Origin of the sequence: Streptomyces sp. NPDC048258, from assembly GCF_043201995.1 — a bacterium.
GTDB lineage: Bacteria > Actinomycetota > Actinomycetes > Streptomycetales > Streptomycetaceae > Streptomyces.
Map to the genome: position 1 here is coordinate 157,518 of NZ_JBICZH010000014.1, position 16,430 is coordinate 173,947.

Annotated in this window: 1 protein-coding gene; it reads right to left on the bottom strand. The window is 75.3% G+C overall.

What is annotated here, in order from left to right; translation table 11 throughout:
* Positions 1–25 precede the first annotated feature (25 nt).
* A complete protein-coding gene (locus tag ACGFYQ_RS28540; protein WP_393748741.1) occupies positions 26–16,339 on the bottom strand; it encodes a type I polyketide synthase in 16,314 nt (5,437 codons plus the stop codon).
* Positions 16,340–16,430 lie beyond the last annotated feature (91 nt).

Here is a 16,430-nt window from a genome sequence, read left to right on the forward strand (position 1 = left end):
GTCATCCTCATCATCCAGGTCGGGGTCAGCTGAGTTCGCCGCCGGCGAGGGCGGCTCGTACGAGGTCGTCCACGTCCATCTCCTCGATGGCCGCGCCCTGGTCGGCCGGGGAGGCGTCCGGCTCGGCCGGACCGCCCTCCGCCGCCAGGCCGAGCAGCGCGTCGAGGAGGCCGGATGCGCGCAGCCGCGCGGCCGGGATCGACAGCAGGGCCCGCCTGATGCCGTCCTCGTCCAGGGCCCCTCCGGCCGCTACGGCGGCTACGCCGGCCGGCTCGGGCTCCAGTTCCTCCAGCAGGAACCCGGCCAGGGCCGCCGAGTTGGGGTAGTCGAACATCAGCGTGGCGGGCAGCCGCAGCCCGGTCGCCTTCTGGAGCCGGTTGCGCAGTTCGATCGCCCCGAGGGAGTCCAGTCCGAGCTCGGTGAAGCCCCGGTCGGCCGCGACTCCCGAGGGGTCGCCGTGGCCGAGTACGGCGGCCGCGTGGCCCCGTACCAGTTCCTCCAGGTAGCGGACCTGCTCCGGCCCCGCGGCCAGCCCGGCCAGCTTGCCCCGCACCAGGGAGCCGCCGGTGTCTCCGGAGCCCGCTGACGGGACGGCGGCGGGCTTGGGCCCCTTGCGGGCGGGCGGACCGGCCAGTTCCCGCAGCAGGGCCGGGATCTCGTCGGCCCTCTCGCGCAGTGCGGCACGGTCGAGCCGGACCGGTGCGAGCAGGGCCTCGTCCAGACCCAGCGCCGCGTCGAACAGGGCGAGTCCGTCGCCGAAGGACAGTTCGAGCACTCCGGAGCGGCCCATCCGGCGCAGGTCTGCCTCGGTGAGCTCCGGGCCCTCGCCGACGGTGCCCTCCCACAGGCCCCAGGCGAGCGAGGTGGCGGCGAGTCCGGCGGCCCGCCGGTCGGCGGCGAGCGCGTCGAGGAAGACGTTCGCCGCCGCGTAGGTGGCCTGTCCGGCGGACAGGATCTGGCCGCCGGCCGAGGAGTACAGGACGAAGGCGGCCAGGCCCAGGTCCTTGGTCAGCTCGTGCAGGTGCCAGGCGGCGTCCACCTTGGGCCGCAGCACCTTGCTCACCTGCTCCTTGGTGACCGCGCCGACCAGGGCGTTGTCCATCACCCCGGCCGCGTGCACGACGCCGGTCAGCGGGTGCTCGGCGGGGATCTCGTCGAGCAGCGCCGCCAGCGCGTACCGGTCGGCCGCGTCGACCGCGACGATCCGTACGGTGGCTCCCGACTCCACCAGTTCCTGCCGGAGTTCGGCGGCTCCCGGGGCGTCCGTACCGCGCCGGCTGGTCAGGACGAGGTGGCGTACTCCGCGCTCGGCGACGAGGTGTCTGGCGAGCAGCCCGCCCAGCAGCCCGGTGCCTCCGGTGATCAGCACGGTGCCGTCCGGATCCCACGCCAGGGGCTCGGGACCACCGGTGGTGGCGACGTAGCGCGGTACGAGGACCTTGCCGCGGCGGACGGCGATCTCGGTCTCGTCCGAGGCGACGGCGGCGGGCAGGGCCCGTACCGATTCCGGCGCCCCGTCGAGGTCCACGACGGTGAAGCGGCCCGGGTTCTCGGCCTGCGCCGCGCGCAGCACGCCCCACAGCGGGGCCTGCACGCAGTCGACGCCGTCGTCGTCCGCGGCCACCACCGCGTTCCGGGTGACGAGCACCAGCCGGGAGTCGGCGAACCGCTCGTCGGCCAGCCACTGCCCGAGCCCGTCGAGGAGCCGGCCCACGGACGTACGGACCTGCTCGGGCACCCCGCCGGTCGTGCCGAAGACATCGGAGACGTCCGGTGCGGTCAGCACGACCGTGCCCGGAACCCGCCGCTCCGCCGCGAGGTCGGAGAGCGAGGACACCGACCGGAGACCGGCGAGACCCGACCCGACCACCACCCAGTCGTCCACGGCCGCCGGGGCCGAGGCCGGTGTCGCGGCCGGGGCGCCGGGCGGCTGGTGGGCCTGCCAGTCGACACGGAACAGCTGCGCGCCGCGGCCGTCGCCGTCGCCCGCCAGCTGCTCGGCGGACACCTCGCGCACCACCAGGGACTCCACCGTGGCCACGGGTTCGCCGGTCGGCGCGGTGATCCGCAGGGCGACGGCGTCGGGGCCCGGCTTGGTCAGCCGCACGCGCAGGGCGACTGCTCCGGTGGCGTGCAGGGTGACGCCGTTCCAGACGAAGGGCAGGGCGGCCCGGACCGGACCCTCGTGATCCGCGTCGAAGATCCGCTCCGCGTGCAGGGCGGCGTCGAGCAGGGCGGGGTGCAGGGCGAACGCGGCGGCGTCGGTGCGGGCGTGGTCGGGCAGCGTGATCTCGGCGAAGAGCTCGTCGCCGCGCCGCCACGCCGCCGTCAGGCCCTGGAAGACCGGGCCGTACCCGTATCCGAGGCCGGCGAGGTCCTCGTACATCCCGCTCACGTCCACCGGCCGGGCGCCGGCCGGGGGCCACGTCTCCGGGTCGGCGGCGGGGACCGCCGGCTCCGGAGCGAGGACGCCACGGGCGTTGCGGGTCCACGCGGCGTCCGCGGTCAGGTTCTCGGCGCGCGAGTACACGGTGACGTCCCGCCGCCCGGACGCGTCGGCCTCGCCCACGACGACCTGCACGGCCACTCCGGTGTTGCCGGGCAGCAGCAGCGGGGTCTCCTGGGTCAGCTCCTCCAGCTGGGCGCAGCCCGCCTCGTGTCCGGCGCGCAGCGCCATCTCCACGTACGCGGTGCCCGGCAGCAGGACGCTTCCGTGTACGGCGTGATCGGCGAGCCAGGGGTGCGTGGGGACGGAGATCCGGCCGGTGAGGACCGGGGCTCCGGTCTCGGGCGAGACGACGACCGCGCTGAGCAGGGGGTGCCCGGCGGGGAGTTGCCCCAGGCCGGCCGCGTCACCGACGGCGGCGGGGGCGTCGAGCCAGTAGCGGGTGCGCTGGAAGGCATAGGTCGGGAGGTCGACGCGGCGGGCGCCGGAGCCGGCGTGGAAGGCCTCCCAGTCGACGGTGACACCGGTGGTGTGCAACTGGGCCACGGCGGCGACCAGAGCCTCGGGCTCGGGGCGGTTCTTGCGCACGGCGGCGACGAGAACGGCGTCGTCGTCCAGGCTCTGCGCGGCGAGACCGGTGAGGATCCCGTCCGGGCCGATCTCCAGGAAGCGGGTGACGCCCTGCTGCTCCAGCGTGCGGACGGCATCGGCGAAGCGGACGGCCTCGCGGACCTGGCCGACCCAGTACTCCGGGGACTGCCACGCGTCGGACAGCTCACCCGTCACCGTGGAGACCACCGGGACACGGGGCTCGCTGAAGCTCAACTCGGCTGCCATGGCACGGAATTCGTCCAGCATCGGATCCATCAGCGCCGAGTGGAACGCATGCGACACCGACAGACGGCTGGTCTTGCGACCGGCCGCGGTGAAGTGCTCGCCCACGGCCAGCACCGCGGCCTCGACACCCGAAACCACCACCGACCGAGGACCGTTGACCGCCGCGATACCCACCCCGTCGGTGAGCAGCGGGACGACTTCCTCCTCCATGGCCTGGATGGCGAGCATCGCACCACCGGCCGGCAACGCCTGCATCAACCTGCCACGCGCCACCACCAGTCGGGCCGCGTCGGCGAGGGACAGCACACCGACGGCGTGGGCAGCGGCCAGCTCACCAATCGAATGACCGGCCACCAGGTCAGGCTTCACACCCCACGCCTCCACCAGCCGGAACAACGCCACCTCAAGCGCGAACAACGCAGGCTGAGTGATCGCCGTCGCGTTCAGCGCCTCCGCGTCCTCACCCCACACCACCTCACGCAACGACCGACCCAGAAGCGGATCGACCTCCGCACACACCGCATCGAACGCCTCGGCGAACACCGGGAACGCGGCGTACAACTCCCTGCCCATCCCCAGCCGCTGCGCCCCCTGCCCCGTGAACAGGAACGCCGTCCGCCCGGCCGCCCGCGCGGATCCGCGTACGCCGTCCCCGTCGAGGAAGGCGTCGAGCTCCCGCAGTGCGCTCCGGGTGTCCGCGGCCAGGACCGCCCCGCGGTGTTCCAGCGCCGCCCGGCCGGTGGCCAGGGTGTAGGCGACGTCGCCGAGGTGCAGGTCCGGATCGGCGAGCAGCCGGGCGCGCAGGGCTTGTGCCTGGCGGGCCGGGCCGTCCTCGTCGGAGCCGGACAGCAGCAGCGGCCACACGGCGGGGGTGCCGGCCGGCGCCGAGGGAGCGGGCGCCGCGGCCGGCTCCGGTGCCTCCTCGACGATCAGGTGGGCGTTGGTGCCGCTGAGCCCGAACGAGGAGACGGTGGCGCGGCGCGGCCGGTCGGCCCGCCGGGGCCACGGGCGGGCCTCGGTGAGCAGCCGTACGTTCCCGGCCTCCCAGTCGACCTCGGGCGAGGGCTCGTCCACGTGGAGGGTCTTGGGCATGAGGCCGTTGCGGAGGGCCATGACGGACTTGATGACACCGCTGACGCCGGCCGCGGCCTGGGCGTGTCCGATGTTGGACTTGATGGATCCCAGCCACACCGGGTCGTCGGCGGGCCGCCCCCGGCCGTACGTCGCGAGCAGCGCCTGCGCTTCGATCGGGTCGCCCAGCCGGGTGCCGGTGCCGTGGCCCTCGACGAGGTCCACGTCGGCGGTGGTGAGGCCGCAGGTGGCGAGCGCGCGCTGGATGACCCGCTGCTGCGAGGGACCGTTGGGAGCGGTCAGGCCGTTGCTGGCGCCGTCCTGGTTGATCGCCGAGCCGCGGATCACGGCGAGGACGTCGTGGCCCAGGCGCTGTGCGTCGGAGAGCCGCTCGACGAGCAGCAGGCCGACTCCCTCCGCCCAGCCCGTGCCGTCCGCCCCGCCCGCGAAGGCCTTGCACCGGCCGTCGGCGGACAGTCCGCGCTGCTGGGCGAACTCGACGTAGATCTCCGGCGTCGACATCACCGTGACACCGCCGGCGAGGGCCATCCCGACCTCGCCGCGGCGCAGTGCCTGGCAGGCCATGTGGAGGGCGACGAGGGAGGAGGAGCAGGCCGTGTCCACGCTGACCGCCGGGCCTTCGAGGCCGAGGGTGTAGGCGACGCGTCCGGTGAGGATGGAGGCCGCGGTGCCGTTGCCGAGGTAGCCGGCGACGTCGTCGGGGATGTGCTGGAGGCGCGAGCCGTAGTCGTGGTACATGACGCCGGCGTAGACACCGGTCTGGCTGCCGCGCATGGTCGTGGGGTCGATGCCGGCGCGTTCGAACGCCTCCCAGGCCGCCTGGAGCAGGAGCCGCTGCTGCGGGTCCATGGCGATGGCCTCGCGCGGGCTGATCCCGAAGAACGCCGGGTCGAACTCGGCGGCGTCGTAGAGGAATCCGCCTTCCCGGGCGTACGTCTTGCCGTGCAGGCCGGGTTCCGGGTCGTAGATGCCGTCGGTGTCCCAGCCGCGGTCGGCGGGGAAGCCGGCGATGGCGTCGCGGCCCTCGGCGACGAGGTCCCACAGGTCCTCGGCGGAGCGTACGCCGCCGGGGAAGCGGCAGCTGATGCCGACGATCGCGATGGGTTCGTCGTCCGAGAGCCCCACCGGGGTGGTCTGCGCGGGTGCGGCTTCCGGTTCCGTGCCCCCGAGTTCGGTGTCGAGGTACTCGGCGACGGCGCGGGTGGTCGGGTAGTCGAAGACGAGGGTGACGGGCAGGCGCAGTCCGGTGGCCGTGTTCAGCGCGTTGCGCAGTTCGACGGCCGCCAGGGAGTCGAAGCCCAGTTCCTTGAAGGCCCGGTCCGCTCCGACGGTGTCCGCGGACTCGTGGCCGAGGACGGCGGCGACCTGCGCGGCGACCAGGTCGAGGAGGGCCCGGCGGCGTTCGGCGGCGCCGAGGGCGGCCAGCGTGCGGGCGAGGCCGTCGCCGACGGGTGCGGCGTTCGCCGCGCTGCGGCGGGTCGTGGGCCGGCCGGCGGCCGCGGCGGTGCGCAGCAGCGGCGGGACGTCGGCGCCGCGGGCGTGCAGGGCGGCCGGGTCGACGATGAGCGGGGCGAGCAGGGCGTGCCGGGTGCGCAGGGCCTCGTCGAAGAGTTCGATGCCGCGGGCGGCGGGCAGGGCGGGGAGGCCGAGCCGGTTCATCTTCTCGACGTCGGCGTCGGTGAGTTCGCCGCCGAGGCCGGTGTTGACCGCCCACAGTCCGTACGCGAGCGAGGTCGCGGGGAGGCCGGCCGCCCGCCGGTGCGCTGCCAGTGCGTCCAGGAAGACGTTGGCGGCGGCGTAGTTGCCCTGTCCGGCCGGGAGGACGAGTCCGCCGGCCGAGGAGAACATCACGAACGCCGTCAGGCCGAGGTCCGCGGTGAGCTCGTGCAGGTGCCAGGCGGCGTCCGCCTTGGGGCGCAGGACGGTGTCCAGGCGTTCCGGGCTGAGGGTGCCGATCAGGCCGGGGTCCACCACTCCTGCCGCGTGGACGACGCCGGTGAGCGGGTGCTCGTGCGGGATGTCGGCGAGGGTGTCGGCCAGCGCGGCACGGTCGGCCGCGTCGCAGGCGGCGATCCGGACGTCCAGGGCGCCGGCCTCGATGAGGCGGTCGCGCAGGCCGGCGGCGCCGGGGGCGTCCGGGCCGCGGCGGCTGGTGAGCAGCAGGTGGCGTACGCCGTGCCGGCTGACGAGGTGGTGGGCGACGCGTGCGCCCAGGCCTCCGGTGCCGCCGGTGACGAGGACGGTCCCGTCGCCGTTCCAGGGAGCGTCCGCCTCGGGCACGGGGGTCGGTACGAGCCGCGGGGTGAGGAACCGGCCGTCGCGCAGGGCGAGTTCGGGCTCGCCGTGGGCCAGCGCCGCGGCCGCGATGGCCGGGTACTCCGCGGGGTCGGTGTCCGGGTCGGTGTCGAGGAGGACGATCCTGCCCGGGTTCTCGGCCTGGGCCGCCCGGACGATGCCCCACACGGGGGCCTGGATCAGATCGGGCGCGGTGTCCCCGGTGGTGGCGACCGCGCCGCGGGTGACGACGAGCAGGGTGGTGAACTCGAACCGCTCGTCCGTCAGCCAGGACTGCAGCAGGCCGAGGACGTACGAGGTGACCGTGCGGGTGGCTTCGAGCACGGGCCGGCGCACCGGGGTGGGGCAGCAGGCCAGTACGACGGCCGACGGGTCGCCGAGGATGGCCAGCCCGTACTCGTCGAGCACGACGGTGGAGGAGGGGCGGACGGGTTCGGCCGGCTCGGGGAGCGCGGTCCACTCGATGTGCTGCAGGGCGTCGGAGAGGGTGCCGTCCACCGGCTCCAGCTGTTCGGCGGAGACGGGCCGGCAGATCAGCGAGGCCACGGTCATCACGGGGCTGCCGGTCTCGTCGGCGACGACCATCGCCGACTCCTCCGCGCCGCGGATGCGGCGTACGTACACGCGCAGGGCCGCGGCTCCGGTGGCGTGCAGGGCGACCCCGCTCCAGGCGAACGGCAGCAGTGCTTCGGTGCCGCCCTCGCCCTGGTCGACGAGGACGTCCACGTGCATGGCGGTGTCCAGGAGCGCCGGGTGCAGACCGTAGTCGGCGGCCTCGCCGCGTACGGCGTCGGGCAGGGCGACCTCGGCGAACAGTTCGTCGCCGCGCCGCCAGGCCGCCTTCAGGCCCTGGAAGGCGGGCCCGTAGCCGTATCCGCGTTCGCGCAGGCTCTCGTACGCCCCCGTCACGTCGACGGCGGTGGCGCCGCGCGGCGGCCACTGGGTGAGGTCCGCCTCGACCCGCGGGGGTTCGCCGGTGGTGAGGAAACCGGTGGCGTGGCGGGTCCAGGCTCCCTCGGGGGCACCGTCGAGGCGGGAGTGGATGTGCACGGGACGGCGGCCGGTCTCGTCGGGGGCGCCGGCGGCGACGCGCAGGGCGGCGCCACCGGTCGCGGGCAGGACGAGCGGGGCCTCCAGGGTCAGTTCCTCCAGGAGGTCGCAGCCGACCTGGTCGCCGAGGCGTACGGCGAGCTCGACGAAGCCGGTGCCGGGGAGCAGGACGGCTCCGTGCACGCCGTGGTCGGCGACCCAGGGCTGTCCGGCCGCGGAGAGCCGGCCGGTCAGGACGACGGAACCGGACTCGGGCGACAGGACGGCCGCGCCGAGGAGGGGGTGGTCGACGGCGTCGAGGCCGGCCGAGCCGACGTCTCCGGTCCTGGCCGGTACGTCGAGCCAGTAGCGCTTGCGCTGGAAGGCGTAGGTGGGCAGGTCGACGAGGGTGCCGGGGCGGCGGGCCGGGGCGCCGGGCACGGCGGTCCAGTCGACGGCGCTGCCGCGCGCCCAGGCCGAGCCGAGGCCGGTGAGCACTTCGCGGGCTTCGTCGCGGTCGCGGCGCAGCAGGGGGACGAAGGCGGTGTCCTCGCGGGTGGCCGAGCCCGCGCCGAGTGCGGTGAGGACCGCGTCGGGGCCGATCTCGACGAAGGTACGGGCGCCCAGTTCCTCGGCGCGGCGGACCGCGTCGGCGAAGCGGACGGGCTCGCGGACCTGGGCGGCCCAGTAGGCCGGTGACTGCCACTGCGTGGAGGTCTCGCCGGTGACGGTGGAGACGACCGGGATGCGCGGTTCGTGGAACGTCAACCGCTCGGCGACGGCCCGCAGTTCGGCGAGCATCGGTTCCATGAGCGCCGAGTGGAAGGCGTGCGAGACCGACAGCCGGCTGGTCTTGCGGCCCGCGGCGGCGAAGTGCTCGCCCACGGCCAGCGCGGCGGCCTCGACGCCCGAGACGACGACGGACCGCGGGCCGTTGACCGCCGCGATGCCCACCTCGTCGGTGAGCAGCGGCCGGACCTCTTCCTCGGTGGCCTGGACGGCGACCATCGCGCCGCCGGCGGGCAGTTCCTGCATCAGGCGGCCGCGCGCCACGACCAGTTCGGCCGCGTCGGCGAGGGACAGCACTCCGGCCGTGTGCGCGGCGGCCAGCTCGCCGATCGAATGCCCGGCCACGAGGTCGGGGGTGAGGCCCCAGGCCTCCACCAGCCGGAACAGCGCCACTTCGAGGGCGAACAGGACGGGCTGGGCGAGGGCGGTCGCGTTCAGCGCCTCCGCGTCCTCGCCCCACACCACCTCGCGGAGCGACCGCCCCAGGTGCGGGTCGATCTCCGCGCACGCGGCGTCGAAGGCTTCGGCGAACGCCGGGAAGGACGCGTACAGCTCCCGGCCCATGCCGAGGCGCTGGGCACCCTGTCCCGTGAACAGGAAGGCCGTCTTGCCGTCCTGGGCCGCGGCGGCGCCCACGAGCAGCTCCAGCGAGCGGGAGAGCTCGGCGCGGTCGGCGCCGAGGACGACGGCGCGGTGCTCCAGCGCCGCGCGTCCGGTGGCCAGTACGTGGGCGGCGGGGGCCAGTTCCTCGTCGGCGAGGTCCGCCAGGCGCTCGCGCAGGCGGTCGGCCTGGGCCCGCAGGGCCTCGGGCGTGGCGCCGGAAACCAGCCAGGGAAGGGCGGGGAGCGCGGTGCCCGGCGCGCTTTCGGCAGCGGCGACCCGCTCTTCCTCCGGAGCCTGCTCGATGATCACGTGGGCGTTGGTGCCGCTGATCCCGAAGGAGGACACACCGGCCCTGCGCACCCCGCCGGACACCACCCATTCACGGGCCTCGGTGAGCAGCTCGACGTCTCCGGCCGACCAGTCCACCTGGTCGGACGCGGTGTCGGCGTACAGGGTCCGCGGCAGCAGACCGTGGTCCATCGCCTTGACCATCTTGATGATGCCCGCGACACCGGCCGCGGCCTGCGTGTGCCCCATGTTCGACTTGATGGAGCCCAGCCACAGCGGCCGCCCCTCGGGGCGTTCCTGGCCGTACGTCTCCAGCAGCGCCTGCGCCTCGATCGGGTCGCCCAGCCGGGTGCCCGTGCCGTGCGCCTCGACCACGTCGACCTCGGCCGCCGTGAGGCCTGCGTCCGCCAGGGCCTGCCGGATGACCCGCTGCTGCGCCGGACCGTTCGGCGCGGTCAGACCGTTCGACGCGCCGTCCTGGTTCAGTGCGGAGCCGCGCACGACGGCCAGCACCCGGTGTCCGTTGCGCCGGGCGTCCGAGAGCCGCTCCAGCAGCAGGACGCCCGCGCCCTCGCCCCAGCCCGTACCGTCCGCGCCCTCACCGAAGGACTTGCAGCGGCCGTCGGCGGCGAGACCGCGCTGGCGGCTCATGTCGAGGAAGGTGTCCGGGGTGGACATGATCGTGACACCGCCGGCGAGGGCCAGCGAGCACTCCCCCGCGCGCAGCGAGCGCGCGGCCATGTGCAGGGCGACCAGCGAGGAGGAGCAGGCCGTGTCCACGCTGACCGCCGGGCCTTCGAGGCCCAGGGCGTAGGAGACACGCCCGGAGACCACGCTCGCCAGGCTGCCGTTGCCGTGGTAGCCGGCCACGTCCTCGGGGAGCGGGCCGAGCCGCAGCCCCCAGTCGTGGTACATCACACCGGCGAACACGCCGGTGCTGCTGCCCTTGACGGACCGGGGGTCGATCCCGGCGCGTTCGAAGGTCTCCCAGGCGACCTCCAGCAGCAGCCGCTGCTGCGGGTCCATGGCCTGCGCCTCGCGCGGGCTGATCCCGAAGAACGCCGGGTCGAACTGGGCGGCGTCGTAGAGGAATCCGCCCTCGGTGGAGTAGGTCTTGCCGGGCTTGCCGATCTCCGGGTCGTAGAGGTCGTCCGCCCAGCCCCGGTCGGTGGGGAAGGGGCCGATGGCGTCCGCGCCGTCCGCGACCAGCTGCCACAGCTCCTCGGGCGAGGTCACTCCGCCCGGGTACCGGCAGGCCATGCCGACGATCACGATCGGGTCGGTGTCGGTGGCGGCCTCCCCGCCGGGCGCGGCCGGAACGACGGCAGCCGGGGCGGCCGCGCCGACGAGCTTGGTGACCAGGTGTTCGGCCAGGGCGGTCGCGGTGGGGTAGTCGAAGGTCAGGGTGGCGCTCAGCCGCAGGCCGGTGGCCGCGCCGAGCCGGTTGCGCAGTTCCACGGCGGCCAGCGAGTCGAAGCCGGTCTCGGTGAACGCCCGGTTCGCGGTGACCTCTTCGGCGCTCTGGTAGCCGAGTACGGCCGCGGCCTCGGTGCGGACCAGCCGCAGCACCGTCGCGAGGCGGTCGCCCGCGCCGAGCTCCGCGAGCCTGGCGCCGAGCGGCGCCTGGGCGTTCGGTACGGAGGCTGCCGGCGCCCCGGCGGCCGGGCGGCGTACGGCGGTCCGGACGAGGGCCCGCAGCAGGGTGGGCGTGCCGTCGGAACGGCCCCGTACGGCACGGTGGTTCACGCGTACGGGGACCACGGCGGGCTCGTCGCCGGACAGGGCCTTGTCCAGCTGGGCCAGGTTCTCCTCGAAGGTCAGCGAGTCGAGGCCGAGGCGCTCGATGCGGGTGAGGGCGGCCGCGTCGAGGGTGGCGCCCATACCGCCGCCGCCGGCCCACAGGCCCCAGGCGAGGGAGGTGACGACCTGGCCGGCCGCCGCGCGGCGGGCGGCCAGCGCGTCGAGGAAGAGGTTGGCGGCGGCGTAGTTGCCCTGGCCCGCGCCATCGAGGACGGTCGAGGCGGAGGAGAAGAGGACGAAGGCGGTGAGGCCGAGGTCCGCGGTCAGTTCGTGGAGGTTCCAGGCGGCGTCCACCTTGGGGCGCATCACGGTGTCGAGCCGCTGCGCGGTGAGGGAGCCGGTCAGGCCGTCGTCGATGACGCCGGCCGCGTGCACGACGGCGCGCAGCGGGTGCGCGGCGGGGATCGCGGCGAGCAGGGCGGCGAGCGCGTCCCGGTCGGCGACGTCGGTGGCGGTGACGGTGGCCTCGGCGCCCAGGGCGGCGAGGTCGGCGACGAGTTCGCGCGCTCCGGGGGCGTCCGGGCCGCGGCGGCTGGTGAGCAGGAGGTGGCGTACGCCGTGCCGCCGGACCAGGTGGCGGGCGAGTTCGGCGCCGACGCCGCCGGTGCCGCCGGTGATCAGTACGGTGCCGGAGTCGTCCCAGGGGGCTGGGCGCTCCTCGGCGGGAGCGGGTACGGCCGCCAGCCTCGGTATGTACGACTCGGCTCCGCGCAGGGCCAGTTCGGGTTCGCTGACGGCGGCGAGCGCGCGGCCGAGCGAGGCGAGTCCGGCGTCGTCGGTGTCGAGGAGGGTGAAGCGGCCGGGGTTCTCGGCCTCGGCCGACCGTACGAGGCCCCAGACGGGTGCCTGGGCGAGGTCGACGTCGGTGCCGGGTACGGCCGCGCCGTCGCGGGTGACGACGACCAGGCGGGACTCGGCGTAGCGGTCGTTCTCCAGCCAGGTCCGCAGGGCGGCCAGCGCGTCGGCGGCCACCGTGCGGACCGCGGCGGGCAGGTCGCCTGCCGGGGTGGGGAGGGTGCGGTACACGACGACGGGCGGCACCGGGCCGTCCGCCAGGTCGGCGAGATCGGCGAACTCGGCGAACTCCAAGGTGCCCGAGGGCAGTTCGAGGGGGTTCCACTGCACGCGCAGCAGCGGGTCGGGCCGGTCTCCGGCGAGCTGCGCCCCGGTGACGGCGCGCAGCAGCAGCGAGTCGACGCGGGCGACGGGGGAGCCGTCGGCGGCGGCGACGGTCACCGCCAGCTCCTCGCTGCCGCGCGCGGTGATCCGTACGCGCACGGCGGAGGCCCCGGACGTGTACAGCGTGACCCCGTTCCAGGAGAAGGGGATCCAGGTGCCCTCGGGCCGGCTGCCGCGGGCCGCGAGGGCGTGGTCGGCGGGGTGCAGTGCGGCGTCCAGCAGCGCGGGGTGCAGTCCGTAGGCGGCGGCGTCCGCTCGCGCCGGCTGCGGGGGCTCGACCTCGGCGAAGACTTCGCCGTCGCGTAGCCAGGCGGCCCGTACGCCGTGGAAGGCGGGACCGTAGCCGTAGCCCTCGTCCGCCATGTCGCCGTACAGGGTGCTGACGTCCAGCGGGACGGCGCCTGCCGGGGGCCACGGGCCGGAGAGTGCGGCCGTGTCCGCTTCCGGGGCGGCGGGTGCCAGGACGCCGGTGGCGTGGCGGACCCAGCCGTCCTCGGCCTCGTCGGCGCCGTCGGGGCGGGAGTAGCACTCGACGGCGCGGCGGCCGGCCTCGTCGGGGGCGGCGACGACCACCTGGAGCGCCACTCCGCCCGACGCGGGCAGGACCAGCGGCGACTGGAGCGTCAGCTCCTCGACCAGCGCGCAGCCGGTCTCCGCCGCGGCCCGCAGGGCGAGTTCCACGAACGCGGTGCCGGGCAGCAGGGTGACCCCGGCGATGGTGTGGTCGGCGATCCACGGGTGGGTACGCAGCGACAGGCGGCCGGTCAGGACGGTGCCGCCGGCGCCGGCGAGGTCGACGACGGATCCCAGCAACGGGTGCCGGGCGGCGAGCTGACCCAGCCCGGAGGGGTCGCCTCCGGCCCGCTCGGGGGCGAGCCAGTAGCGCCGGGTGCGGAAGGCGTAGGTGGGCAGGTCGACACGGCGGGTGTCGCGTCCCGCGTACACGGCGGGCCAGTCGAGGAGGGCGCCGCGGGTGTGGGCGAGGGCGGCGGCGCCGAGCGCCTCGCGGACCTCGTCCTTGCCGGCGCGCAGCATGGGCGCGAAGACCGTGTCGGCCTCGCGCTCCTCGGGCAGGCTGTTCTGGCCCAGCGCGCTGAGGACCCCGTCGGGGCCGAGCTCCAGGAAGGTGCGTACGCCGCCCTGCGCGGCGAGCCAGTCGACGGCGTCGGCGAAGCGGACGGCCTCGCGGACGTGGTTGGTCCAGTAGTCGGGCGAGCGGAGTTCCTCGGTGGTCGCGAGCCGTCCGGTGACGGTGGAGACGACCGGGATGCGCGGCGCGGCGTAGGTGAGGATGCCCGCGATCCGCCGGAACTCGGCCAGCATCGGTTCCATGAGCGGCGAGTGGAAGGCGTGGCTGACCTGGAGCCGCTTGGTCTTGCGGCCCTGGTCGGCGAACCGGTCGGCGAGCGCCCGTACGGCGCTCTCCTCGCCCGAGAGGACCACGGAGTCGGGGCCGTTGACGGCTGCGACGGCGACGGCGGCCTGCTCGGCGAGGTACGGCAGGACCTCCTCCTCGGTGGCCTGTACGGCGACCATGGCGCCGCCCGGGGGCAGCTCCTGCATCAGGCGGCCGCGGGCGGCGACGAGGGTGGCCGCGTCCTCCAGGTTGAGGACGCCCGCGGCGTGGGCGGCCGCGATCTCGCCGATCGAGTGGCCGGCGAGGAAGTCGGGGCGGATGCCCCAGGACTCGATGAGCCGGAACAGGGCGGTCTCGACCGCGAACAGCGCGGTCTGCGCGTAACGCGTCTCGTCGAGGAGGGCCGCGGCCTCGGAGCCGGGCTCGGCGAAGAGGACGTCCCACAGGGAGGTGTCGAGCTGGAGGTCGAGCCAGCCGATGGCGTCGGCGAGGGCGTCCGCGAACACGGGCTGGGCGTCGTACAGCTGCCGGCCCATGGCCAGGCGCTGGCTGCCCTGGCCGGTGAAGAGGAACGCGAGGCGCCCTGCGGGGACGGCCCCGCTCCGGGTGCCGGGGGTGCTCCGCCCGTCGGCGAGGGCGCGCAGCCCGTCCAGGAGCTCCTCCCGGTCGGCGGCGAGGACGGTGGCGCGGTGTTCGAGGGCGGCCCGGCCGGTGCCGAGCGAGTGACCGAAATCCGCGGGGGTCAGCTCGGGCCGTTCGGCCAGGAACTCCGCGAGCCGCGCGGCCTGGGCCCGCAGGCCTTCGTCGGAGCGCGCCCCGACGGGCACGAGGGCGGGCGCGGCCCGCAGGCCGGCGCCCCCGCCGAGGGATGCGGCCGCGTCCCCGTCGCGGGACGTGGCGGCCTCGCCACCGGGCTCGCGCGGCGGCTCCTCCACGATGACGTGCGCGTTGGTGCCGCTGATGCCGAAGCCGGAGACGCCCGCCCGGCGCGGCCGGTCCTCGTCCGCCGGCCACGGCACGGGCTCGGTGAGCAGCCGTACGGTCCCGGCCGACCAGTCGACGTTCCCGCTGGGGGCGTCGACGTGCAGGGTCCGCGGGAGCACGCCGTGCCGCATCGCCATGATCATCTTCATCAGGCCGGCGACGCCGGCCGCTGCCTGGGTGTGGCCCAGGTTGGACTTCACCGAGCCGAGCCACAGCGGCCGGTCCTCGGGCCGGTCCTTGCCGTAGGTGGCGATCAGCGCGCGGGCCTCGATCGGGTCGCCGAGCGTGGTGCCGGTGCCGTGCGCCTCGACCGCGTCGACCTCGTCGCCGGACAGCCCGGCGTCGGCGAGGGCCTGCAGGATGACGCGCTGCTGCGCGGTGCCGCTGGGGGCGGTGAGGCCGTTGCTGGCGCCGTCCTGGTTGACGGCCGATCCGCGGATGACCGCGAGCACCTGGTGTCCGTTGCGGCGGGCGTCGTCGAGCCGTTCCACGACGAGCAGGCCGACGCCCTCGGCGAAGGAGGTGCCGTCGGCGCCCGCCGCGAAGGCCTTGATCTGCCCGTCGGGGGCGAGCCCGCGCTGCCTGCTGAACTCGGTGAACAGGCCGGGCGTGCTCAGGACGGTGACACCGCCGGCCAGGGCCATGGAGCACTCGCCGCGACGCAGCGACTGCACGGCCAGGTGCAGCGAGACCAGCGATCCGGAGCACGCGGTGTCGACGGTGAGCGCCGGACCCTCCAGGCCCAGCGCGTAGGCGACGCGCCCCGAGGTGACGCTGAGCGCGCCGCCGGTGACGAGGTAGCCGGTCAGGCTCTCGGGGGCGTCCTGCACCCGCGGCCCGTACTCGGAGGGCCCGGCGCCGATGAAGACGCCGGTGCGGGTGCCGCGCAGCGAGGTCGGGTCGATGCCGGTGCGCTCCAGCGCCTCCCAGGCCGTCTCCAGCAGCAGCCGCTGCTGCGGGTCCATGGCCAGCGCCTCGCGCGGGCTGATGCCGAAGAACTCGGCGTCGAACTCGGCGGCGTCGTGCAGGAATCCGCCGGTACGGGTGTAGCAGGTGCCGGGGGTGGCCGGGTCGTCGTCGAACAGCGCGTCGAGGTCCCAGCCGCGGTTGTCGGGGAACGGCCCGACGGCGGTGCCGCCCCGGGCGACCAGGTCCCACAGCTCCTCGGCGGAGCGCACGCCGCCGGGGAAGCGGCCGCCGATGCCGACGACGGCGATGGGCTCGCCGTCGAAGGCCTCGGGGGCGGCCGCCGCGGGGGCGGGCTGCGCGGCAACCGGCTCGGCGGGTCCGCCCAGGAGTTCCGTACGGACGTACGCGGCGAGCAGTTCGGGGCTGGGGTGGTCGAACGCGGCGGTCACCGGCAGGCCCAGCCCGGTGGCGGCGTTGATCCGGGCGTGCAGGTCGACCAGGGCGATCGAGTCCAGTCCCAGTTCCTTGAAGGAGGTTCCCGTCGCGACCACCGGTTCGGTGTCGGGCCGGGCCTTGCGGAGGATGTCGGCGGCCTGCGCGCAGACCAGGTCGAGGAGAAGCCTGGACTGCTCGCTCCCGGGAAGTCCGGTCAGCCGGGCGGCCAGTTGGGCCCCCGGGCGGACCTCCGCGCCGGACAAGTCATCAGCGACAGGATCGAAGCCCGCGGACATCTGCACGCTCCCAGCTCGGTATCGATTGCCCCGGGTCAGTTCCGGCCACGGGGTGATCGCACGCTAGGTCGGCCCCGAAGGGGCGCGACAC